We start from the raw sequence: 20,923 nt of genomic DNA, 5'->3' as shown, positions 1-20,923 counted from the left end.
CGTCCGCATCGCTTCGCCGTCCGGCCTGCCGTCTCAAGCTGTTATTTTCCAGCTCCGGTCCCGCCTGCCGGATTCACGCCGGAATCAGCTGCACAACCGTTTCCACAATGACGCTGATAATCGGGATCGCCATCACCAGGATGAGAATTTTCCCCGCCAGCTCCACTTTGGAGGCGATGGCCTCCTGGCCGGCATCCCGGACCACCTGCGCGCCGAATTCGGCGATGTAGGCAATTCCGATAATTTTCAAAATGGTTTTGAAAAAGACCGGCTTCACATCCGACTTGTCCGCCAGTTCTTCCAGCACCCGCAGCACGGACGAGATTTTGCCCAGCAGGAACAAAAAAATCAGAATGCCGGTAAAGGCCGCCAGCAAAAAGGCAAACATCGGTTTCTGCTCTTTCAGAATGAGAATGAGCACGGTGGCGATGAACGCGATTCCGACAAGCTGCAAAATTTCCACGGGCGGCCCCCTATTGAAACAAGAAGATCGTTTTGATTTCTTTGAACAGCTCGCTCAGCATGTTGACGACCATAAAAAGAACAACCACGAACCCGATCAGCGTCACCCAGCTGGCCATGTCTTCTTTTCCCATCTGCTTCAGCACGGTCTGGATCATCGCGATGATAATCCCGATCCCGGCGATCTGAAAAATCGCGTTGACATCGATATTCATACGGGCACCCCAGTCTCAGAACATGATCACGACAAGAAGGGCCGATCCGAGAAAACCCAGGCTTTTCCACATTTTGCCGTACCGCTTTTCGTCCTCCGCGGCATTCCGCTCTTCCGTTTGCAAATGGGCGACCGCGAGGCGAAGATGCTTGATCTGGTCTTCGGAATCGGAGATGCCCAGAGTAGACCCCAGCTGCCGCAGCACCTCCCGCTCCGTTTCCTTCAAGGAAGTGCGCTTCCAGCCGTCCAGCACCGCCTGCTCCCAGCATTCGGCGGCGGAAACGCCGGAGCCCGTCCGGTTCATCGCTTCCGCGGCCTGCCCGAAGATGGAGGCGAGCGGCGGCGAAAGCGGCCGCCCGGCCGAGCGCAGCGCGTCGGGGAGCGGAGTCGAGCCGTAGCCGATCTCCGTCTCCAGCCGCTGGAGGGCCAGAGCCAGCTGGCGGAGCTGGCGGGGCCTACGGGCCAGATGGACCGATTGGTAAAGGCCCAGGATGCCGCCTGCCGAAAGCACCATGAGGGCGCCGAGCATTCTCAGCATCGGGCTCCTCCTTCTGCCTGCCGTTCGGGCCCGGCTCGAAGCTCGCGGACGGACGCCGAAAAGGTTTGCCGGGTCCGCGACAGGAGGACCGCCCGGGCGAACAGCCCGCCGTCCAGCAAGCCCGCGAGCGCCGGCCGGCGGCGCACTTCCGCCAGGTCCCGGCCGTGCGCCGTCGCGATGACGCGAATGCCGGCGTTCATCGCTTCCCGGACGGCCTCGGCGTCCTGCGCCGTTCCGATCTCGTCCACCGCGAGAACATCCGGCGACATGGAACGGATCATCATCATCATGCCTTCCGCCTTCGGGCACCCGTCCAGCACATCCGTACGGGGACCGAGGTCGAAGGAGGGCACGCCGCGGACGCACGCCGCGATTTCGGACCGTTCGTCGACCACCGCCACCTTCCGGCTTCCGGCGATTCCCGGCACGCCTTCACTCAGAAGCCGGACCAGGTCGCGAATGAGCGTGGTCTTGCCCTGCTGCGGCGGCGAAACGACCAATGTGTGATGAATGGTCCCGGCCTCCCGGTCGAGCAGCTTCGGGAGCACGGCCGAGGCGGTGCCCCGCGCTTCCCGCGCGATGCGAATGTTGAAGCCCGCCACGTCGCGGATGAGCCGGACGCGTCCGCCCTCCAGCACCGTCCGCCCGGAAAGACCGACGCGGTGCCCGCCGGCTACCGTAATGAACCCCCGCCGCAGCTCTTCCTCAAAGCTGTAAAGCGAGTGGCTTGTCAGCAGATCGAGCAGCCGGGCACATTCGTCCCGTCCCGGCACATACCCGCGCGAAGGATCGCTGCCGGGCGTCCCGTCTGCTGCCGGAAAAGCGTTCTTCCCCGCATAAAGAATTTCCAGCGGCCGCCCTTCCCTTATCCGGATTTCCTCCAGCTTGGCCGCCACGTCGGCGGGCAGGCCCGCCACAACGCGTTTCACTCCCGGCGGCAGCAGATCCAGCACTGGCTCCGGCATCCCCGGTCCCCCTTTCCGCTATTACTGGTTCATCTATATGCTTGTACGGCAAAAATATGACTCTCTCATTTTTTTAATATGCCGAAAAAGATGAAGCTTACCCCGATCAAAATCCAGGCCATCTTGGAGAAAGAAAGCTTGTCCGACAGCCCGATCAGCCCGATGCTCGTCGTCGTCAGCAGAATGAGCGGCCCGGTTACGGCAAGCCCGGAATTAACCAGTAGCGCCTTGTCCACCTGATTGAGCTTCAGCATAATCAGCGCCGCAATAATCTCGATGCCGCCGGACATGGTCCGAAGCGCGGCCATGCTCAGCACAAATTTGTTTAGCACCTTTTTCCCTCCTTTTGTTCCCGGCTGTGAAGCATTCTTCTTCATGCTATGCGGGCTTGTTCGCTTTTAGGCATCCTACGGCGGATGCGGGAGCGGACAATAGAACGCCGCTCACTTCCGCTGGGCGTTTGGCATAGGATGAAGAAGACTTTTTGCAAAGGAGAGCTTAGGATGACGATGGAGACGCCGAACTGGCCGGCCGAATTGACCGACCCGACGGGAAGGCGCCGCGCGAAGCCCCGCTCCGCCGGAAAAACCATGGTAATGGACCGGGGACTCGGTCTTGCGGCTTACCGGGATTTATTGGAAACGGCGGGAGCGTATATCGATACCATCAAGCTGGGGTTCGGAACGGCCGCCCTTTATACGAAGGAACAGCTCAAGCAAAAAATCGGCTGGGCCCGCAATTACGGAATCTGCATTCACCCGGGAGGAACCTTTCTTGAAGCGGCGGTGCACCGGAACTGTGTAGACGAGTATCTGAAGGCGGTCGTAAATCTTGGCTTTGACGGATTGGAGGTTTCGGAGGGTACCATTGAAGTAAGTCCGGCACTGCGGCGGGAGCTGATTGAACGGGGGCTGGCCCACGGACTGCGGGTCTTTACGGAATTCGGCAAAAAAAGCTGGGGCTCGCGGATCGAAATTGACGACCTGCTCGCCACGGTGGAGGACGATCTCCGCAGCGGCGCGGAAACGGTGACGGTGGAAGGCCGTGAGTCCGGTGCGGGAGTGGGCGTTTATGATGAAGAGGGACGCTGCCGGGACGAGGACGTCCTGGAAGCGCTGCGGAGAACAAACGACCCGAACCGGCTGCTGTGGGAGGCGCCCAAAAAAGATCAGCAGGCCCATCTGATCGCTCTGATCGGGAGCGATGTAAACCTTGGAAACATCGTCCCCGACGATGTAATCCCGCTGGAAGCGCTCCGCCGCGGGCTCCGGTCCGACACGTTCTATCTGGACGGCAGCGGCCTGCTGGCGGAGTCCGGCAGCGGAGCCGGATGGGGATGACCCAGCGGATGCGGGTGCGGGTGCTGCCCTTTCTCACAAACGGCATCGCCGAGGATCTGGCGGGCCGGACCGCCGTCGTCATCGACGTGCTGCGGGCAACCAGCTGCATCACGGCAGCTCTTGCGGCGGGGGCGGCCGAGGTGCTGCCGGTGGAAAGCCCCGAGGCCGCCCTCTCCCTGCGGGGGCCGGGCGATTGGTGCGGCGGGGAGCGCGGCGGGCTCAAGCCGTCCGGTTTCGAGCTTGGAAACAGCCCCGCCGAATACCTGACGCCTGCAATCCGGGGAAGGCGGATTCTGGCCGCCACTACAAACGGCACCCGGGCGCTTGCCGCTGCGCAGGACGCTTCCGCCGTGATCGCCTGCAGCCTCCTGAATGCACAAGCCTGCGCCCGGATGGCCCGTTCGTTTGGCCGCGACATCGTTGTGTTATGCGCCGGCACGAAAGGCCGCTTCTGCGCGGAAGACGGACTGGCGGCCGGGTTGTTCATCGAGGAGCTGCTGCAGGCCGGACCGGATGCGGGCCGCGAAAGCGACGCCCCAGCTTCCTTTCCGTTCGCAGCCTCCGCGGCTTCCGCTCCCTTACTCCATCTCGACGACTTCGCGCAGACGATGGTCGCCTTCTATTATCAAGCCCGGCCCCGCCTGTCACGTATCCTGCTTCTGTCCGAGTCCGGCATCCGTCTCCGCCGGCTCGGCTTCGGCCGCGACGTGCTGGACTGCGCCCGCGTCAATTGCTTCGAAGCGGTCCCCGTGCGGATAGGCGCTTCGCTTCAGCTCTACCGGGAGGAGTCGCAACCAATCGAGAGCGTTTGAGGTCCTTTCGTTCTAAACCGTCTTGTCCCTCATAAATTGGTTAAAGACGAGACGGAGGGCGGGGGACGGTTTCCTCCCTCCGCGTCCGACAGGCAGGCCGGTGTGCAAACGCCTGCGTCCGTCCGGGGGGTTGGGAGAATGGAAGGCAACTACATGCTGCTCGTACTGATCGTGATCGGTCTGGCCGGGCGGTCCAACATCATCACCACGGCGGCCTGCATCCTGCTGGCCGTCAAGCTGCTCAGCCTGGAGCGGTTTTTGCCGGGTCTTGAACGGCGGGGACTGGAGCTCGGTCTTCTTTTTTTGACCATCGGGGTCCTCGTTCCGTTCGCAAGCGGCAAAATCACCTTTAAGGACATCGGCTCCGTTTTGCTGACCTGGCCCGGCCTGATGGCGCTGCTCGGCGGCGCGCTGGCCGCCTACATGAACGGCCGGGGGCTCGACTTCCTGAAAGTGGACCCGCAGATAGTGGTCGGCCTGGTTATCGGCTCCATCGTCGGGATTGTATTCTTTCGCGGCATTCCCGTCGGTCCGCTTATGGCGGCCGGGCTGACGGCTTTTTTGCTCAAAGCGTTTCAATTGATCGCCGGGCGTTTTTTATGAGACAACAAAAAGCAAGGCCGGCCCCGCTTGTTTCAGGGGTCGGCCTTTTGGGTTTGGCTAAGGACGTCCATCGTTCCTTTGACACTATACGACCCATTTGCGTCCTCGCATACGATCTTGTACTTCCAAGTGCCTTTCGATAAATCAAGACGAGCCTGATCGTTTATTTCCTGCCCCTTTTGCTCGTAGACAAGTTTTTCATCGGGAGAAATCAATAAGAAGGTAAAACTACCGCTTTGCAGCTCTGCTTGTACTTTCAAATTTAACAAGGCGTTTTCCTTTACGTCAAAAGGAATGCTGCGATCACTTGTAAAAGCCGTAAACCGAACCACCTCATTAATGACGAGTGGCTTTGATTCCTTTTTAAAAAGGTATTTATTAACATAATGGTTACAAATGTAACGAGCATGCTAACCGAAACGGATAATACAATTCTCTTGAAAAGACTCATAGCCGGCCTCCATCCAGGAACTAGACTTTTAGCATGGCATCTCTTGGTGAAACTCTTGAACTTTGCACTTTAATGATAACCCAACAAACGATGAACAGGAGAGCGGCGAAGCCTAAAGTAATGAGATAGACGATCCCGTCAATCTGATAAATCGAAGTCGGAAAACCAAAAAAGTGACCCATTTTTTTGTTAAGGTAATAGGTTAAAGAAACCATTCCAACGGTTGCCAAACCATATGTAATGCTGATACATAAACCGATTCCGCCTACGAAAACTTTAACTAAATAACGATCTCTAATTCCGAGCGCTTTTAGTAGGCCGATCTTTTTCGTAATCCCCTTCATCAGAAACAAAACAAGTAAGAGCAGGACGACCAGGCTGATGATAAGTACGACAGCAGCATTTATGAAAATATCCTTTTTGGCATTGTATTTGTCCAGATAATTGTACTTGACGGTTTCTACTTGGTGCTGTCCCAATAAATTCTCATGGCTGCTTAAAAACTGCTTATAGCTTTGACTCCCGTTTTCGCCTTGAAAGTACAGGAATGTAATATTGTCGTCTGACTCCCAATTGGGTTGATTTATGGCGTAGCTTTCCCGTGATAGAAATAAAGCTCCTTTGAAGTAATCTATGCTGTCATCCAAAATGCCTGCCACTGTATATTCTCCTACCGTTTCCAAATCCACTTCCTCGCCAAGTGAAACGGGAGCCTCCAATTTTTCTCCTACCGTTGCATGAAAATAGTCGGAGGCAAACTTCCCGAGCACGACTTCCTTCGCTCCTTTATACGGCAGACGTCCCTCTTTGATATATTTGCCAAGCTCATTTTCCAGAAATTCATTGTCCACGCCGTATATCCAATAATGAACTTGCTGAAAAGTCTCTTTGGAGGTATGGGTAAATAAATTCCGAGTGGTAACTCCGTATGCGCGTATGTCTTTGGATGAATTGGTTTTCCACTCCTCCGTGAAACCCGTAATCTGGTCAAATAACTTGAATCTGATTTTTCCGTCGGCATCCGTTCGTCCGTTGAATTCCACATCCGGCATGGCTAGCTTGGCGGATTGCGCCGAGAAGGTGACGACCTGCATGCCTAGATAAAACAGCAGGAAAGCGACAATGGTCAAAAATACAAACAGGGACATCTTCTTCTCAAAAAATACGTTAATAAAAAGCTTTTTTTTCATCCGGTCTGCCCCCTAAAGCTCAATCAATTGGTCGGCATAAGCGTCAAAATCACTGGAGTGACTTGTTACTATTCCGAGCTTGTTGTTGGCATGACAATACTCACTTATAAATGCAGCAATTCGGCTTGCATTGTCCTGATCTAAATTTGAAACGGGTTCGTCGCAAATAAGTAGGGAAGGGTTCTTGACCAGCGCCCGCGCGACGCCTACTCTTTGCTGCTCACCGCCTGAAAGTTCATGGGGAAAGTGATGGGTACGATGAGATAAGTTAACCAGCTCCAAAACTTTTCGCGCTTTCTCCTCGACCAATGCTTTGGGCATTGCGCTTTCACATAAGTCCAGCATCATGACATTGTCCATTACGTTCAAACGATTAAGCAAATTATAATCTTGGAATATAATTCCGATTTGTTCCCTTCTAATTCCGCATTTTTCTTCGTTTTTTAATAAATTCACTTGCTTCCGGTCAAAAAAGATCTCTCCCGAGGATTCCTTTTGAAGGAGGGACAGAAGGGTCAATAAGGTTGATTTTCCTTTTCCCGACTCTCCTTTAATGACATACAAATGCCCTTCCTTGAATTCATAAGTGAAGCCGGATAAAACTTGGATCTCTTTGCCGCCTTTACGATAGTTTTTGCTTAATTGATTAACGGATATGTTCAAGCCCATCCTCCTCCTGCCGTCCGCTTTTCTCAAGAATTGTGAAATATAGAGCATCATAATTTTATGCTTTGAAAACAAGCGTACTTGCAGCTACTAACTTATATATAGTATATTTTATAATTATTATGATTAATGGTATTTTTAACCTTAACAGGATTAAGTATATATCAAATTGTTTCATTTGTTTGTCCATATTTTAAACACTGATGCCTAAAACAAGGTAAGGCCCTTATGACAGCTAGAACAATAAAAAAAGACCCGCCGCTCATCAAAAAGCGGCAGGTCTTGACGATTTTCCCAATTTTATTCCCTAACATGCGTCTTAAGGGTTGATTCAGCCGTTCGAAACAGCATTACAAGCCGGGCAAGCCTGGCCAAAAGCTAAACACGCTGTCTTAGCGCCGTTCGGAAGGACCGCCGACAAACACCTGCGAATCGGTGTCGAGCCCGTAAGCGGTGTGCAGCGCCTGAATCACTTCGGTCAGGCGGGATGCGTCGATCACGCAGGACGTTTTGATCTCGGAAGTGCTGACCATGGTAATGCTGATGCCGAGCTCGGAGATCGTCTCGAACATTTTGGCCGCGACACCCGGCGTGCTGACCATGCCGGCTCCGACGATCGACACCTTGACCAGACCGAGCTCTGACGTGATCTCGCTGAATCCGATTTTGGACCGGATGCTTTCGATCACGGCGACGGCGCGATCCACGTCGGAGGCGGAGAGAGAGAAGGAGAACTCCGCCTGATCCTCGACAATGCCGCTTTGGACGATGATGTCCACATCGATCTTTTCCTTTGCCAGCGCCGTAAACACGGCGGCCAGCTGGCCGGGGCGCTCCGGCACGCCCAAAATGCTGATCCGGGCGACGTTCTTGTCATACGCGATTCCGCTTACGACGATTCCCTGCTCCATTTCCGCTACCTCCTTGACATGGGTTCCTTCGTTATGGTTGAAGCTGGAGCGCACGACCAGGTTCACGTTGTACCGCTTGGCGCATTCCACCGCGCGCGGGTGAAGCACCGCCGCGCCCAGATTGGCCAGCTCCAGCATTTCGTCGTACGAGATCTCCTTCAGCTTGCGCGCCACCTTGACGATCCGGGGATCGGTCGAATAAACGCCGTCAACGTCCGTGTAAATCTCGCAAATGTCCGCTTTAACGGCTGCCGCAAGCGCGACGGCGGTCGTGTCCGAGCCCCCGCGTCCGAGCGTCGTGATTTCTCCGTTCTCCGTAATGCCCTGAAAGCCCGCAACCACTACAATCCGGTCTTCCTCTAAAGCGGCGTTGACCCGGACGGGATCGATGCTGCTGATGCGCGCACGGCTGTGCTCGGACTCGGTGCGGATACCCGCCTGCCAGCCCGTCAGCGACAGGGCGTTTTCCCCAAGCTCGCGGATCGCCATGGAAAGAAGCGCGACGGAAATTTGTTCCCCCGTGCTGAGCAGCATGTCCATTTCCCGTGCGGGAGGGTTGCTTCCGGCGATTTGCTTGGTCAAATCAATCAGATCGTCCGTCGTGTCGCCCATCGCGGAAACCACCACTACGCAGCGGTTCCCCTCGCGTTTTCGCTCCACAACCCTCCTGGCCACGCGTTTCATCCGTTCCGCATCCCCTACGGAGCTTCCGCCAAACTTCATTACAATCAAAGACAACCCGTTCACCCTCCTTCTTCCCATTCTCGTACTCTTTACAGAAATGCCGCATTGCGGCAGTAAAGGATACGTTCGAACCAGCGCGCCATTCTCACGCATCCGAATGTCCGGTCAAGCCTTGGCCCGGCCGGGCGGCCTGTCATGAAAAACTGCGCCGCGTGGAGCGGCGCAGTCCGTTCCCGCTTACGCCCGGGAAATGTATCTTCCTTCGCGGGTATCGATCAGCAGGACATCCCCTTCGTTGATGAACAGCGGAACCTGCACGTTCAGGCCGGTTTCCAGCTTGGCGTTTTTGGTTGCGCCCGTCGCCGTGTTGCCCTTGATGCCCGGCTCCGTTTCGACAACCTTCAGCTCTACGCTGTTCGGGAGGTTGATGCCAAGAATTTCGCCTTGATAGCTGATGATGTTTACGTTCATGTTTTCCTTCAGGAACTTCAGTTCCCACTCCAGCTGCTTGCTCGCCAGCGTGAACTGGTCATAGGTTTCGGTATCCATGAAGGTGTGCTCGTCGCCCGCGGCGTACAGGTACTGGGTTTGACGGTTTTCAACGTGCGCGCGGCTTACGGTTTCGCCGGCGCGGAACGTTTTTTCCACCACGTTGCCGCTGCGCATGTTCTTCAGCTTGGAGCGGACGAACGCTGCGCCTTTCCCCGGCTTGACGTGCTGGAATTCCACGACGGAGAACAGATCTCCTTCGTATTCAATGGTAAGACCCGTTTTAAAATCGTTAACTGAAATCACTGTATGACCTCCTTGAAAATACGCGCGCTAGTGCGGCTTCTGGCTTAATTCAGTATAGCGAATCCTCAGCCGATTTCCAAAAACTCTTTGGTCGACGAGGTGATCACACGGATGCCGGTTTCGGTGATGACGATGTCGTCCTCGATCCGTACGCCTCCGAAGCCCGGCAGGTAAATGCCCGGCTCCACCGTAACGACCATTCCCGGCTCGAGAACGGTATCGCACAGCTTGGACAGACGCGGGTCCTCATGGATTTCCATGCCAAGCCCGTGCCCCGTTCCGTGGCCGAAACGGTCGCCGTAGCCCGCCTTGGCGATGACGTCGCGCGCGAGCGCATCGCCCTCGCGTCCGGTCATGCCGGGCTTGAGCTTCTCCAGCACGGTCAGCTGGGCTTCCAGCACGATGTCGTAAATCTCCTTGTGCTTCGGCGTGGATTTGCCGAGCACCACCGTACGGGTCAGGTCCGAGCAATAGCCGTTGTAATAGGCGCCGAAATCCATTTTGACAAATTCGTCACCCTGGATGATCCGGTCGCTCGCCACGCCGTGCGGCAAAGCGGAGCGTTCCCCGCTGGCGACGATCGTATCGAACGAGCTTGAGGTCGCGCCATTTTTGCGCATGAAGAATTCCATCTCCAGCGCGACTTCCTTCTCGGAAATGCCCGGCTTCAGGAAGGTCAGGATATGAGAGAAGGTGCTGTCGGCCAGATCGGCCGCTTCCTGCATAATTGCAAGTTCCCCTTCTTCCTTGTACATCCGCAGCTTCTCGACGACACCGGCGCTCGGCACCAGCTCAATGCCGGACAGCTCCGCGGAATACGAAAGATAGGAGCCGTAGGAAAGGTCGTTCTGCTCGAAGGCCAGCTTGCCGATTCCGGCGCTTGCCAGCAGCTCCTTGACCGTCGCCATCACTTTCGGCTGATGCTCCACGATTTCAAAGCCGGCCGCCTGTTTGGCCGCCTGCTCCGTATAACGGAAATCGGTCAGAAACCAGGCGCGGTCGGCCGTTACCAGCACATAACCGGAGGTTCCCGTAAAACCGCTCACGTAACGCCGGTTCACGGGGCTTGTAATAAAGATGGCGTCCAGCCCGCGGACTTCCATTTCGCCGCGCAGCTTTTGTACCCTGGACATGCTCATGTTCGTCGCTCACCCTTTTTCGTTTAGATGCCGATGGAGGGCCATCAGGCCCAGCTCGTAACCGTACGGGCCCAGACCGCAAATCTGTCCGAGCGCGACGGCGGCCGTCACCGAATGGTGGCGGAATTCTTCTCTTTTGTGGATGTTGGACAGATGCACCTCGACCGCCGGCAGCGCAACAGACGCGAGCGCGTCGCGCAGCGCGTAGCTGTAATGGGTCAGCGCGCCGGGGTTGATCAGAATGCCGTCCTTTGTTTCATATGCTTCATGGATTCTGTCGATCAGTGCGCCCTCGTGGTTCGACTGGTACGTCTCGACAGCCAGGCCGAGCTTTTCTCCCAGCCGGACGAGCGCTTCGTTGATCTCGGCGAGCGTGGCGGAACCGTACACTCCGGGCTCGCGCACGCCCAGCATATTCAGGTTCGGGCCGTGCAGAACCAGAATCTTTTTCATGGCGTTCCTCCATACCCCGCTTTTGCCGATAGCTTTAGCCATTTTACCATATCCGCTCCGGGTTTGAGAACTTTTTTTTGCGCACCGGAGAGGCGCTCCCGTCCCGCGAATGCACTGGCGCGCTCCCTGTAAATTAGGTACAATAAGGAGATCAAGCGTGGCACATTTTTAAAGAGGTGAAAAGGTTGGCGCAAAACAACAATATATACGGCGGACAGGCTGTCCTGGAAGGGGTCATGTTCGCCGGCAAAAAGGTGAATGTAACCGCGGTCCGGCGAAAGTCCAACTCCGAGCTCGCGTTCCTGGAGGTGCCCCGGACCGAGATCGGCTGGGTGCGCGTCCTGAAGAAAATCCCTTTTCTGCGGGGAATTGTCGCAATCGTGGAATCCTCGGCCAAAGGGGCCAAGCACCTCAATTTCTCGGCGGATGTGTTTGCGGAGGAGGAAGGCGAGGAGAAGGTCGAAGAGAAGCCAACCCTGATGGAGCGCTTCGGGCTGATCGTAGGCGTGGCGGTGGTCGGTGTTTTGTCCTTTCTGTTCGGCAAGCTGGTGTTTACGCTGGTCCCGATGTTTCTGGAGCATTTTCTTTTCTCGCACATGTTCGAAAGCAAGTTTGCGCATAATCTGGTAGAAGGGGCGATCAAAGTCGTTTTCCTTCTGACCTACATTTATCTGCTTGGGCTGACGCCGCCGATCAAGCGGCTGTTCCAGTATCACGGCGCGGAGCACAAGGTGATCAGCGCGTACGAAGGCGGCTCGGACATGAGCGTCGCCGATGTCCAAAAGTACAGCCGGCTGCATTACCGCTGCGGCAGCAGCTTCATCATCTTTACGGTGATCATCGGCGTCATCATTTATTCCTTCTTTTCCTGGGATACGGTCTGGGAACGGACCCTTCAGCGGATTCTGCTCATTCCGGTGGTTATCGGGATTTCCTATGAGGCCCTGCGTTTGACCAATGCGCTGCGGGACGTGCCGGTGCTCAAATACCTCGGCTATCCGGGGCTGATGCTGCAAAAGCTGACCACCAAGGAGCCGGACGACAGCATGGTGGAAGTGTCTCTCGCTTCTTTCAACCGGGTACGGGAGCTGGACGGCGACCTGCCGGCAAAGCCGGACATGGTGATCTGATTCAAAAACGGGCGCACGGCGTAAGGAAAGGGTAAGACCTTGTTGTTCCGCTTCGCTTCCGCATCCGGAGGCGGCAAAAGCGGCAATCCGCGAAGGAGGTTGAACGGCGATGTTGAGAAGATACGGTTTCGGTGTGAAGGATCTGGTCGTCTTCGCTTTGCTTTTGTGGGGAATCGTCGCGGCCGCCGCGAAAAATCCGGCCATCGTCCTGATCCCCGTACTGCTGATCGGCGGGGTGATCGCTTATAATTTCTACCTGGGCACGAAACGGAATCGCCGTTCCTTCAGCCCCCGATACGCGGCCGCCCGAAAGAACGCGCGGAAGACCTCGTTCCGGGTTATTCAGGGGAACGGAAGCAAAAAACCTCACTGACCCATCTTTAAATGTAAAAGGGCTGCGATTCCGCAGCCCTTTTCTTGTTCCGCCCGTGGCGCGGCGGCCGTTACTTTTTTGCGGCGTACAAGGTTTTGTACCGCGCCATGCTGAACCGGCGGAAAAACTTTTCTCCCGCCTGCTCTCCGGAACGGAACAGAGCCAGGCTTTGCTCCGGCTTGATGTCGAACTCCGTGGTATGTACACCGGCGGATGGAATTTTGATTGTGCGGAATCCTTCCGCTTCATCGATATAACGCTCGTCATGGGCGTCCATCATCGTGTCGAACAGCGCCCGGAACATCGTAAGCGGTCCTACGATCCGGTGAGCGGTCTTCGGCGTCCGCCCCACCAGCTGAAAGCCAAGCGTCGGAACGGGATTTTTGACGTCCTTGGTATCTTTGTCAAACAGCCAAAGCGGAAAATTGCTGAGAATTCCTCCGTCCACCACATAGACAAACTGGTCGCGGAAGGGTTCGACCCGGGTGCCGACCGGATAGCGCTTGCGCAGGATAACGGGGTCGAAAAAGAAGGGAATGCTTGTGCTCATGCGGATGGCCCGCGCGACGCTGAACCGTTCCGGTTCGATGCCGTAATTCGCGATATCGTCCGGAAGCACGAGAAGCTTGCCGCCCGAAATGTCGGAGGCGATGATTTGCAGCTTGCCCGGCGCGAGATCGCCGAAGCGCCGGACTCCCCGGGCTGCCAGCAGCCCTTCGATCCACCGCTCCAGCCGATCGCCGGAATACAGTCCTTTTTTCAGGTATAAGCGAACGGCGGGCCCGAGCCATTTGATCCGGTGCAGCAGCGTCTGATGCAAAAAATCGTTGAACGGCCCCTCCATGATAATGTCCCTCATCTCTTCCCCGTTATACCCTGCCGCCAGCAAAGCGGCCACGATGGAGCCGGACGAGGTTCCCGCCAGCCGCCCGAACACGACGCCGTTGCGTTCCGCCGCGCATACGGCCCCCGCGAGACCGATCGACTTCATTCCGCCTCCCTGAAAAACCGCATTGACCTCCATTCCCTTCCCTCCCTTCCGTCAGCCCGCAGGCCTTCCCTTCCACTCTATGAAAGAAGCGGTAGGCTCATGCCGCCAAGGAAACAGGGAAATAAAAAAGACTCCCGCTTGGAGAGTCCTTCCTTTGGTTAGCCGGTTAGGCGTCCGCGTCGAGCTGATGCCGGAGCTGGCGTAAATCTTCCAGACGCTTCGGGTCCTGCTGGAAGTATTCCAGCAGCGTTTCAATGCAGGTGATCGAATCCCAGCTGAGGTGATGCTCGATACCCTCCACATCGTGATAGACGTTTTCCTCCCGGACTCCGATGACGGTCAGAAAGCTTTCCAGCAGCTTGTGCCGGTCCATCAGCCGTTTCCCCATCTTCTTGCCCTTGGGCGTCAGGATCAGGCCGCGGTATTTCTCGTATACAAGGTATTGGTCCTTGTCCAGCTTCTGGATCATCTTCGTCACGGAAGACGGGTGCACTTCGAGTCCTTCCGCAATATCCGAAACCCGGGCGTAGCCCTTCTCGTCCATCAGCTTGTAAATCCGTTCGAGGTAATCCTCCATGCTGGGTGTAGCCGTCACAAGCGTGTTCCCCCTTTAATTCATGCACCTTCCATGATAAAAGAAAAAATGGGACAATTCAAGGAAATCGTCCATGGATACGGCGGCAAGCCAACTCTTGCGGGGATTACCAGTCTTCCCTTCCGGCACGGTCGGCGGCAGGCGGAAAAGACGGGCAAACTAAGAAAGGACGGGCTAAGGGAACCCGGCCGACACTCTCTTATCCGAAAGGAGCGTGCCCGATTGGCCGCCACTTCCACCAAAGAATTGATCCGGTCGTCCGCGGAAACAGGCGTTTTTATACCCGAGCTGGTTTATTTTGAACCCGACGCCCTTCTTTATCCCAAAGGCCAAAAAATACGCGACTGGGCGAATGCGCAGGGGCTGCCGATCAGCATGACGACTTCCCACAACCGGATCACGGACCTGCCCGGAGATACGGAGCTGGCCAAATACCGCATCGCCAAACGGACCCTGGTCGTCGGCGTGCGAAAAACGCTGAAATTCGATACGTCCAAGCCCTCGGCCGAATATGCGATTCCGATCGCTACGGGCTGCATGGCCCATTGTCATTACTGCTACCTGCAAACAACGCTTGGCGCCAAGCCTTACGTCCGGGTCTATGTAAACACGGATGACATCCTGAAAGCGGCGCAAGGCTATATTGACGAACGCAAACCGGAAATAACCCGCTTTGAGGCCGCCTGTACCTCCGACCCCGTAGGGCTGGAGCATATCAGCGGCTCGCTCGCCGAGCTGATCGAATTCATGGCGGATCAGGAATACGGACGGCTAAGGTTTGTCACCAAATTCCACCACGTCGAGCCGCTGCTCGGGCTCCGCCACAATAACCGGACCCGCATCCGGTTTAGCGTGAACGCTGCGTATGTGATCAAAAATTTTGAGCCGGGCACATCCCGCTTTCACGAGCGGATTGAAGCGGCGGGCAAAATCGCGGCAGCCGGCTATCCGCTCGGCTTTATTATCGCGCCGATCATCTGGCATGAAGGCTGGCAGGACGGCTATTACGAGCTGCTGCAAAAGCTGAGCCAAGCCGTACCGCGCGAAGCGTGGAAAACGATGACGTTCGAGCTGATCCAGCACCGGTTCACCAAAACGGCCAAAAATGTCATCCTCAAGCGGTACCCCAAAACAAAGCTGGAGATGGACGAGGAAGAACGCAAGTACAAATGGGGCCGCTGGGGGCAGGGCAAATACGTTTATCCCGACGAGCAGGCGGGGCTGCTGAAGGACTTCATGTATACCCATATCAAGGAATTATTCCCAGAATCCACGATTGACTATTTCACCTGAAAATCGGCTTTAAAAAAGAAAAGGCGGCGGCTTCGGGTTTTTATACCCGCAGCCGCCGTCGGAATACAAACGTGCAAAGAAGAAAAACGACCAGAAGCAGCACGACCGTGGCTCCCGGCGCAAGATTGTATACCGCAGCCAGGACCAGTCCGGCGACCACCGCAAGCTCGGAGAACAGAACGGCCAGCCAGACGGAATGCCGGAAGCTCTTGGCGAGCCGGAGGCTGGCGGCGACGGGAATCGTCAGCAGGGACGAAACCAGAAGCGCCCCGACGATTTTGATCGCCACGCTGATGACAAGCGCCGTCAGCATTGTAATGGCGATGTTGTAGAACCGGATCGGCAGCCCGCTGACCGCCGCCGCTTCTTCGTCAAAAAACAGCAGGAACATCTCCTTGAAGTTCGCCCATACAAAAACGGCGACCAGGACGGTGACCACCCCAACCAAAATAAGATCCGTTCGGTCAAGCGTATACACATTCCCGAACAAATAGCCCGTCACGCTGACGTTAAAGCCCCGGCCGAGCGAAAACAGAAGCGTCGCCAGCGCAATTCCGGTGGACATGATAATGGCGATCGACAGCTCCGCGTACGTTTTGTATTCCTTGCGCAGCTTTTCGATCGCAAACGAAGCGGCCAGCGCAAACACGAGCCCCGCCGCCAGCGGATAAACGCCGATCAGCATGCCGAGGGCGACGCCCGCAATCGAGACGTGAGACAGCGTATCTCCAATCATCGACAAGCGGCGCAGCACGAGAAATACGCCCATCAGAGGCGCCGTCAGTCCGATCAGAATTCCGCCGAGCAGCGCTCTTTGAAAAAAGGAATCCATTAAAATATCCACTTACCGCGCGCCTCCCCGTTCACTTTCCGATCCCGCCTGCTCCCGTTCGCCCTGCGTACCGCCGACCGGGGCTTCCTCCGTCTCGGCCCGGCCAAACGCAAAGGGCGGATGGGCTAGCGTGTCTTCCGTACAATCCTCGGGATCATGCGTATGTTTGACATAAAAATTCAGCTTTCCCGCCTTTTGCACCGGGTTCTTGCCGAGAAGATCGGTCAGCTTTTCCGAATCGTGCGTAACCATCAGGAACGTAATCCGGTGGTGGCGGTGCAGATGTGCCAGCAGCGCGTAAAAGGATTCCTGGGTTTCCGCATCGACGCCGACGGTGGGCTCGTCCAGAATCAGCAGATCGGGGTTTCCGATCAGTGCCCGGGCCAGGAAAGCCCGCTGCTGTTGGCCGCCCGACAGCTGGCCGATCCTTCTGGAGGCCAGGTTGGCGATGCCCAGGGTGTCGAGCGCGTCGGAGCAGCGCTGCTCGTCCTCGCGGCCGACGCGGCGGAAAAGCTTTTTGCGGTTGTAAAGCCCGGACAAAACGACTTCCCGGACCGTGGCCGGGAAGAGCGGGTTAAAGTTGCTTTTTTGCGGAATGTAGCCGACGCGTTCCCAATCGCGGAACTGCCGGAGCGGCGTGCCGAAAAGCCGGATGTCCCCCGCTTCGGGCTGCAGAAGCCCGACGAGCAGCTTCAGCAAGGTGGACTTGCCCGCGCCGTTCGAGCCGACAAGACCGACAAAGTCCCGTTCCCGCACAACAAAATCAAGCCCGTCGATCACCCGGTTTCCTTCATAGGAAAAGGTCAGCCCTTCCAGGCTGACGATGGGATCGTGGCATACGCCGCGCAAAGCGGCTTCACCGGATAGGCGGTTCATGCGTGTTTCTCCTTTGCAATTATTGGAGCGCCTTGACCAGGTTGGCGAGATTGTTTTCCATCAGGGAGAAGTAATCCTCGCCCGCGTCCTCCTGCTCCGGCGTCCGTCCTTCGATCGGGCTCAGCATCAGGGTTTCCACCCCGGTATCCGCCGCCAGCGTCTTGGCCAGCTTGTCGGAAACGAGCTCTTCAAAGAAAATATAGCGTACGTTGTTCGCTTTGACAAAGTCTTTGATCTCTTTCATTTCGCGCGCCGTAGGCTCCGCGTCGGGCGACAGCCCCATGATCGCTTTCTGAGTCAAGCCGTATTCGCGGCTTAAATACCCGAAAGCCGCATGCTGCACGACAATATCCTTGCGCGGCAGCGGTGTGAGCGCATCCCGGTAGCTGGCGTCGAGAGCGTCGAAGCGCCCGGCCAATTCCTCATAGTTGGCTTCGTAGTCGGCCGCATGCGCCGGATCGGCCTCGGCCATCGCGTCCTTAACGGCTTCCGCCATTTGCTTGGCCAGCTTCGGACTCAGCCACATGTGCGGGTCTTCTCCGTCATGTGAATGCCCATGCTCATCGGCCTCATGCGCGGCTTCTTCTTCCGCCGCGTGTTCGCCTTCCTCATGCTCATGCGCGGAATCTTCCCCTTCGTGCTCATGCCCGGCTTCGGCCGTACCGGCGGTCTCCTCGATCTTCGAGCTGACCTCCAGCACCTTTACGCCGGAATCGGCCGGCAGCGATTTGAGGAAATCCTCCACCCAAACTTCCAGCCCCGCCCCCTGATACAGGAAAAGATCCGATTTCGACATGGTGCTGATATCCCGGCTCTTCGGGGACCAGTCATGCGGCTCTACGCCGGATGGAACCACCGAGATGACGTTTGCATATTCCCCGCCGATCTTTTCGGCGAAATCAGCCAGCGGGTAAACGCTGGCGCTGATGTTCAGTTTGCCTTCCTCAAGCTTTTGCCCGCCCGCGCCGCAGCCGGCCAGCGTCAAGGCTGTCAGCGACAGAAGCAGTGCGCCGAGCTTCCATTTCGTCTTCAATGAAATCCCCTTCTCTCACAAAACGTAAACTTAACGATTAAAACCTTTTACGATTATAGAGTCGATGGCGGGGGAAGTCAATCGCCGGCGCCCAAACGGCCAAAAACAGCAGGCTTCCCGCTGCTGCGGAGCGCCTGCTGCTCTTGGTGCCGTACTTGGTTTGTTGCGGTTTTGACCGACATCCGCCCGCCGCCCGGAACAGCTATGAGGCGTACCCGGTTAACGGCGGGAAGGGGCCGATCAGGGCTGAGCCGGGCGGCTGAAGACGGGCCGGTTTACTTGACCACGGCTCCGTTCGGCATGTCGTCCGGCACGGTGGCGATCGTCAGCTTGTCGCCCTGCGACGCGGCGAGGATCATGCCTTGCGACAATTCCCCGCGCAGCTTGACTGGCTTCAGGTTGGTCACGACGATCACCTTGCGCCCGACCAGCTCCTCCGGCTTGTAATGCTTCGCGATGCCCGATACGACCTGGCGGCGTTCGGTGCCGAGATCCAGCTGCAGCTTCAGCAGCTTGTCGGCCTTCGGCACCGGCTCGCAGGCGAGGACCTGCGCCACGCGAAGCTCGACCTTGCCGAAATCGTCGATGCCGATTTCGGCCTTGCTTTCCGGCGCGGCTTCCGCAGCGGCCGGGACGCTGCCTGCGGCGCCCTGCAGGTCGAGCGCGCCCAGCGCCGCGACCGTGCCGCCCGCAGGCGCTCCGGCGGCCGTGTCCGCCGCCGGGGCTTCCGCGCCGCCGGCCGCCGCGGGCGCGCTTGCTCCGCCGCCCATGGCTGCCGCAATGGCGGCGACCTCCTGCTCCGCGTCAAGCCGCGGGAAGACGGGCTCGCCCTTCTTCACGCGGAGCCCCGCTGGCAGCGTGCCGAACGCGTGGACAGTGTCCCACGCGGTAACCGCGCTTGCGGCGGCGGACGCCTCGCCCGGCGCGAGGCCGTCCGCACGGACGGCCGCTTCGGCCGATTCGACGATGCCGAGCTGCTCCCAGATCTTCTGAGGCGTGCGCGTCAGGAACGGCTGCAGCAGCACCGACGCGATCCGCAGCGATTCGGCCAGCGCGTACATCACGGAGCCGAGCTCCGCCTGGCGGGTTTCGTCGCGGGCGATAACCCACGGCTGGGTCTCGTCGATGTACTTGTTCGTGCGGCTGACCAGCGTCCAGATCGCCGTCAGCGCCACGGAAAATTCCATTTTCTCCAGCGCTTCCTCCGCTTTCGCGGCCGATGCCTGGGCCGTGGCGATCAGGTCCGCATCGAACGGCGTGGCGTTCGGTACGTAAGCCGGAACGACGCCGTCAAAATACTTGCCGATCATGGCGACGGTCCGGTTCAGCAGATTGCCGAGGTCGTTTGCCAGGTCGTAGTTGACCCGCTCGACAAAGCTTTCCGGCGTGAAGGTGCCGTCCGAGCCGAAGGGCACTTCGCGCAGCAGGTAATAGCGGAGCTGATCCAGGCCGTACCGGTCGATCAGGGTAACCGGGTCGACCACATTGCCTTTGGACTTGGACATTTTGCCGTCCTTCATCAGCAGCCAGCCGTGGCCGAATACTTTTTTGGGCAGCGGCAGCCCTAGCGCCATCAGCATGATCGGCCAGTAGATGGTGTGGAAGCGGACGATTTCCTTGCCGACCAGGTGAACGTCGGCGGGCCAATACTTGTAGTACGGCTGGGGATCGTCGGAGCCGTAGCCCAGCGCCGTGATGTAGTTGGAAAGAGCGTCGATCCAGACGTAAATAACGTGGTTTTCGTCGCCCGGCACCGGCACGCCCCACCGGAACGAGCTGCGGGAAACGGCAAGGTCCTCAAGCCCCGGCTTGATGAAGTTGTTGACCATCTCGTTCTTGCGCGCTTCGGGCTGAATGAACTCCGGGTTTTCCTCGTAATACTCCAGCAGCCGGTCCGCGTATTTGCTCATGCGGAAAAAGTAGCATTCTTCCTTCACCAGCTGTACGGGATGGCCGCTGTCCGGGCTTTTGCCGCCGGTGACTTCCCCGTTCGGGCCGCGCTCTACGTCGACCAACTGCGTCTCCGTATAATAGGTTTCGTCGGGAACGCTGTACCAGCCCTCGTATTCGCCTTTGTAGATGTCGCCCTGCTTCAGGAACTTCCGGAAAATGGCCTGCACCGATTCCGTGTGCCGCGCTTCCGTCGTCCGGATGAAATCGTTGTAAGACACGTCCAGTTTGTCCCACAGCGCCTTGATGCCCGTCACGATGCCATCGACGAACGCCTGGGGCTCGACGCCCTTCTGGCGGGCTTTCTCCTCGATTTTCTGCCCGTGCTCGTCCGTCCCGGTAAGGAACATCACGTCATAGCCGCGGAGCCGCTTGTAACGGGACATCGCGTCCCCGGCCACCGTGGTATAGGCGTGTCCGATATGCAGCTTGTCGCTCGGGTAATAAATCGGCGTGGTCAGGTAAAACGTTTTTTGGTACTCCGCCATGATCGGCCCTCCTTGAATTGTTTCCGTCAGCTTCTTCCTTCCATGCGCGCCGGGTGTCCCGGTGTTCCGCCGGACGCAAACAAAAAAGCCCCCGTCCGTCTTGGGACGAGAGCTTGCGCTTCGCGGTACCACCCAGGTT

At 57.4% G+C, this 20,923-nt stretch carries 24 protein-coding genes; 6 read left to right on the top strand and 18 right to left on the bottom strand.

Annotated elements, in window-relative coordinates; all coding sequences use genetic code 11:
- Positions 1 to 73 precede the first annotated feature (73 nt).
- The 5 genes from spoIIIAD to AC6I6H_RS13780 all read right to left on the bottom strand — a co-directional run bounded on the left by spoIIIAD (position 74) and on the right by AC6I6H_RS13780 (position 2,511).
- Positions 74 to 463, bottom strand: a complete 390-nt coding sequence (gene spoIIIAD / locus AC6I6H_RS13800) for a stage III sporulation protein AD (RefSeq protein WP_497954438.1) — start codon at positions 461 to 463, stop codon at positions 74 to 76.
- A 10-nt stretch (positions 464 to 473) separates the two neighbouring features.
- Positions 474 to 677, bottom strand: a complete 204-nt coding sequence (gene spoIIIAC, locus AC6I6H_RS13795) for a stage III sporulation protein AC (RefSeq protein WP_497954437.1) — start codon at positions 675 to 677, stop codon at positions 474 to 476.
- Between the two features lie 15 nt (positions 678 to 692).
- The gene (gene spoIIIAB / locus AC6I6H_RS13790) at positions 693 to 1,214 is read right to left on the bottom strand and encodes a stage III sporulation protein SpoIIIAB (RefSeq protein ID WP_497954436.1); all 522 of its coding nucleotides are present in this window, start codon (positions 1,212 to 1,214) and stop codon (positions 693 to 695) included.
- Positions 1,208 to 2,179 carry a stage III sporulation protein AA gene (gene spoIIIAA, locus AC6I6H_RS13785; protein WP_497954435.1) on the bottom strand — a complete coding sequence of 324 codons (972 nt, stop codon included), beginning with the start codon at positions 2,177 to 2,179 and terminating at the stop codon, positions 1,208 to 1,210. Before spoIIIAA ends, spoIIIAB begins: the two co-directional genes overlap by 7 nt.
- A gap of 65 nt (positions 2,180 to 2,244) precedes the next feature.
- Positions 2,245 to 2,511, bottom strand: coding sequence for a YqhV family protein (locus AC6I6H_RS13780; RefSeq protein WP_497954434.1), 267 nt, complete (start codon positions 2,509 to 2,511; stop codon positions 2,245 to 2,247).
- A gap of 171 nt (positions 2,512 to 2,682) precedes the next feature.
- On the opposite strand from AC6I6H_RS13780, the gene comA reads away from it, so the two are divergent.
- The 3 genes from comA (at position 2,683) to AC6I6H_RS13765 (ending at position 4,934) form a co-directional block, all read left to right on the top strand.
- A complete protein-coding gene (comA, locus tag AC6I6H_RS13775; RefSeq protein WP_497954433.1) occupies positions 2,683 to 3,519 on the top strand; it encodes a phosphosulfolactate synthase in 837 nt (278 codons plus the stop codon).
- Positions 3,516 to 4,331 (top strand): 2-phosphosulfolactate phosphatase, encoded by an 816-nt coding sequence (locus AC6I6H_RS13770; protein WP_497954432.1) that lies wholly within the window; start codon positions 3,516 to 3,518, stop codon positions 4,329 to 4,331. The genes comA and AC6I6H_RS13770 overlap by 4 nt, the downstream gene beginning before the upstream one ends.
- Positions 4,332 to 4,469: 138 nt before the next feature.
- Positions 4,470 to 4,934 carry a DUF441 domain-containing protein gene (locus tag AC6I6H_RS13765; RefSeq protein WP_497954431.1) on the top strand — a complete coding sequence of 155 codons (465 nt, stop codon included), beginning with the start codon at positions 4,470 to 4,472 and terminating at the stop codon, positions 4,932 to 4,934.
- A 32-nt stretch (positions 4,935 to 4,966) separates the two neighbouring features.
- Here the strand turns inward: AC6I6H_RS13765 and AC6I6H_RS13760 are convergent, their stop codons facing one another.
- From AC6I6H_RS13760 to aroQ, 7 genes are all read right to left on the bottom strand, one after another.
- Positions 4,967 to 5,203, bottom strand: a complete 237-nt coding sequence (locus AC6I6H_RS13760; RefSeq protein ID WP_497954430.1) for a hypothetical protein — start codon at positions 5,201 to 5,203, stop codon at positions 4,967 to 4,969.
- Positions 5,204 to 5,405: 202 nt separating this feature from the next.
- Positions 5,406 to 6,575 (bottom strand): FtsX-like permease family protein, encoded by a 1,170-nt coding sequence (locus AC6I6H_RS13755; RefSeq protein ID WP_497954429.1) that lies wholly within the window; start codon positions 6,573 to 6,575, stop codon positions 5,406 to 5,408.
- 12 nt (positions 6,576 to 6,587) lie between these two features.
- Entirely contained in the window at positions 6,588 to 7,238 is a 651-nt protein-coding gene (locus tag AC6I6H_RS13750) for an ATP-binding cassette domain-containing protein (protein WP_497954428.1), read from the bottom strand.
- A 395-nt stretch (positions 7,239 to 7,633) separates the two neighbouring features.
- A complete protein-coding gene (locus AC6I6H_RS13745; RefSeq protein WP_497954427.1) occupies positions 7,634 to 8,890 on the bottom strand; it encodes an aspartate kinase in 1,257 nt (418 codons plus the stop codon).
- 183 nt (positions 8,891 to 9,073) lie between these two features.
- Positions 9,074 to 9,631, bottom strand: a complete 558-nt coding sequence (gene efp, locus AC6I6H_RS13740) for an elongation factor P (protein ID WP_497954426.1) — start codon at positions 9,629 to 9,631, stop codon at positions 9,074 to 9,076.
- Between the two features lie 65 nt (positions 9,632 to 9,696).
- Entirely contained in the window at positions 9,697 to 10,770 is a 1,074-nt protein-coding gene (locus tag AC6I6H_RS13735; protein ID WP_497954425.1) for a M24 family metallopeptidase, read from the bottom strand.
- Between the two features lie 9 nt (positions 10,771 to 10,779).
- Positions 10,780 to 11,223 carry a type II 3-dehydroquinate dehydratase gene (gene aroQ, locus AC6I6H_RS13730; RefSeq protein WP_497954424.1) on the bottom strand — a complete coding sequence of 148 codons (444 nt, stop codon included), beginning with the start codon at positions 11,221 to 11,223 and terminating at the stop codon, positions 10,780 to 10,782.
- A 236-nt stretch (positions 11,224 to 11,459) separates the two neighbouring features.
- Between aroQ and AC6I6H_RS13725 the strand changes: the two genes are divergently transcribed.
- Positions 11,460 to 12,353 carry a DUF1385 domain-containing protein gene (locus tag AC6I6H_RS13725; protein WP_497954456.1) on the top strand — a complete coding sequence of 298 codons (894 nt, stop codon included), beginning with the start codon at positions 11,460 to 11,462 and terminating at the stop codon, positions 12,351 to 12,353.
- Between the two features lie 109 nt (positions 12,354 to 12,462).
- Positions 12,463 to 12,726, top strand: coding sequence for a hypothetical protein (locus AC6I6H_RS13720; RefSeq protein ID WP_497954423.1), 264 nt, complete (start codon positions 12,463 to 12,465; stop codon positions 12,724 to 12,726).
- A gap of 70 nt (positions 12,727 to 12,796) precedes the next feature.
- Here the strand turns inward: AC6I6H_RS13720 and AC6I6H_RS13715 are convergent, their stop codons facing one another.
- Both AC6I6H_RS13715 and mntR read right to left on the bottom strand, forming a co-directional pair.
- Positions 12,797 to 13,750, bottom strand: coding sequence for a patatin-like phospholipase family protein (locus tag AC6I6H_RS13715; RefSeq protein WP_497954422.1), 954 nt, complete (start codon positions 13,748 to 13,750; stop codon positions 12,797 to 12,799).
- 133 nt (positions 13,751 to 13,883) lie between these two features.
- Positions 13,884 to 14,294 (bottom strand): transcriptional regulator MntR, encoded by a 411-nt coding sequence (mntR, locus tag AC6I6H_RS13710; protein WP_497954455.1) that lies wholly within the window; start codon positions 14,292 to 14,294, stop codon positions 13,884 to 13,886.
- 240 nt (positions 14,295 to 14,534) lie between these two features.
- On the opposite strand from mntR, the gene splB reads away from it, so the two are divergent.
- Positions 14,535 to 15,605 carry a spore photoproduct lyase gene (splB, locus tag AC6I6H_RS13705; RefSeq protein WP_497954421.1) on the top strand — a complete coding sequence of 357 codons (1,071 nt, stop codon included), beginning with the start codon at positions 14,535 to 14,537 and terminating at the stop codon, positions 15,603 to 15,605.
- A 40-nt stretch (positions 15,606 to 15,645) separates the two neighbouring features.
- On the opposite strand, the gene AC6I6H_RS13700 is transcribed toward splB, so the two are convergent.
- The 4 genes from AC6I6H_RS13700 to metG all read right to left on the bottom strand — a co-directional run bounded on the left by AC6I6H_RS13700 (position 15,646) and on the right by metG (position 20,784).
- On the bottom strand, positions 15,646 to 16,449 hold the full coding sequence (locus AC6I6H_RS13700) for a metal ABC transporter permease (RefSeq protein ID WP_497954420.1): 804 nt from the start codon (positions 16,447 to 16,449) through the stop codon (positions 15,646 to 15,648).
- Positions 16,450 to 17,313, bottom strand: a complete 864-nt coding sequence (locus AC6I6H_RS13695) for a metal ABC transporter ATP-binding protein (protein ID WP_497954419.1) — start codon at positions 17,311 to 17,313, stop codon at positions 16,450 to 16,452.
- 19 nt (positions 17,314 to 17,332) lie between these two features.
- On the bottom strand, positions 17,333 to 18,346 hold the full coding sequence (locus tag AC6I6H_RS13690; protein ID WP_497954418.1) for a metal ABC transporter solute-binding protein, Zn/Mn family: 1,014 nt from the start codon (positions 18,344 to 18,346) through the stop codon (positions 17,333 to 17,335).
- A 275-nt stretch (positions 18,347 to 18,621) separates the two neighbouring features.
- Positions 18,622 to 20,784: a methionine--tRNA ligase gene (gene metG / locus AC6I6H_RS13685; protein ID WP_497954417.1), complete on the bottom strand. Its 2,163-nt coding sequence runs from the start codon at positions 20,782 to 20,784 to the stop codon at positions 18,622 to 18,624.
- Positions 20,785 to 20,923: the final 139 nt, after the last annotated feature.

It is taken from the genome of Gorillibacterium sp. sgz306347 (assembly GCF_059735245.1).
Note: the sequence above shows the minus strand (reverse complement) of the source record. Positions and strands in the feature narration are given on the sequence as shown.

Excerpts from the sequence above, each read along its gene's own strand:
- aroQ (WP_497954424.1), bottom strand. The coding sequence starts at position 11,223 with ATGAAAAAGATTCTGGTTCTGCACGGCCCGAACCTGAATATGCTGGGC.
- AC6I6H_RS13765 (WP_497954431.1), top strand. The coding sequence starts at position 4,470 with ATGGAAGGCAACTACATGCTGCTCGTACTGATCGTGATCGGTCTGGCC.
- AC6I6H_RS13770 (WP_497954432.1), top strand. The coding sequence starts at position 3,516 with ATGACCCAGCGGATGCGGGTGCGGGTGCTGCCCTTTCTCACAAACGGC.
- spoIIIAB (WP_497954436.1), bottom strand. The coding sequence starts at position 1,214 with ATGCTGAGAATGCTCGGCGCCCTCATGGTGCTTTCGGCAGGCGGCATC.
- AC6I6H_RS13720 (WP_497954423.1), top strand. The coding sequence starts at position 12,463 with ATGTTGAGAAGATACGGTTTCGGTGTGAAGGATCTGGTCGTCTTCGCT.
- AC6I6H_RS13715 (WP_497954422.1), bottom strand. The coding sequence starts at position 13,750 with ATGGAGGTCAATGCGGTTTTTCAGGGAGGCGGAATGAAGTCGATCGGT.
- comA (WP_497954433.1), top strand. The coding sequence starts at position 2,683 with ATGACGATGGAGACGCCGAACTGGCCGGCCGAATTGACCGACCCGACG.
- spoIIIAC (WP_497954437.1), bottom strand. The coding sequence starts at position 677 with ATGAATATCGATGTCAACGCGATTTTTCAGATCGCCGGGATCGGGATT.
- AC6I6H_RS13755 (WP_497954429.1), bottom strand. The coding sequence starts at position 6,575 with ATGAAAAAAAAGCTTTTTATTAACGTATTTTTTGAGAAGAAGATGTCC.
- AC6I6H_RS13735 (WP_497954425.1), bottom strand. The coding sequence starts at position 10,770 with ATGAGCATGTCCAGGGTACAAAAGCTGCGCGGCGAAATGGAAGTCCGC.
- metG (WP_497954417.1), bottom strand. The coding sequence starts at position 20,784 with ATGGCGGAGTACCAAAAAACGTTTTACCTGACCACGCCGATTTATTAC.
- mntR (WP_497954455.1), bottom strand. The coding sequence starts at position 14,294 with ATGGAGGATTACCTCGAACGGATTTACAAGCTGATGGACGAGAAGGGC.
- spoIIIAA (WP_497954435.1), bottom strand. The coding sequence starts at position 2,179 with ATGCCGGAGCCAGTGCTGGATCTGCTGCCGCCGGGAGTGAAACGCGTT.
- AC6I6H_RS13695 (WP_497954419.1), bottom strand. The coding sequence starts at position 17,313 with ATGAACCGCCTATCCGGTGAAGCCGCTTTGCGCGGCGTATGCCACGAT.
- AC6I6H_RS13725 (WP_497954456.1), top strand. The coding sequence starts at position 11,460 with ATGTTCGCCGGCAAAAAGGTGAATGTAACCGCGGTCCGGCGAAAGTCC.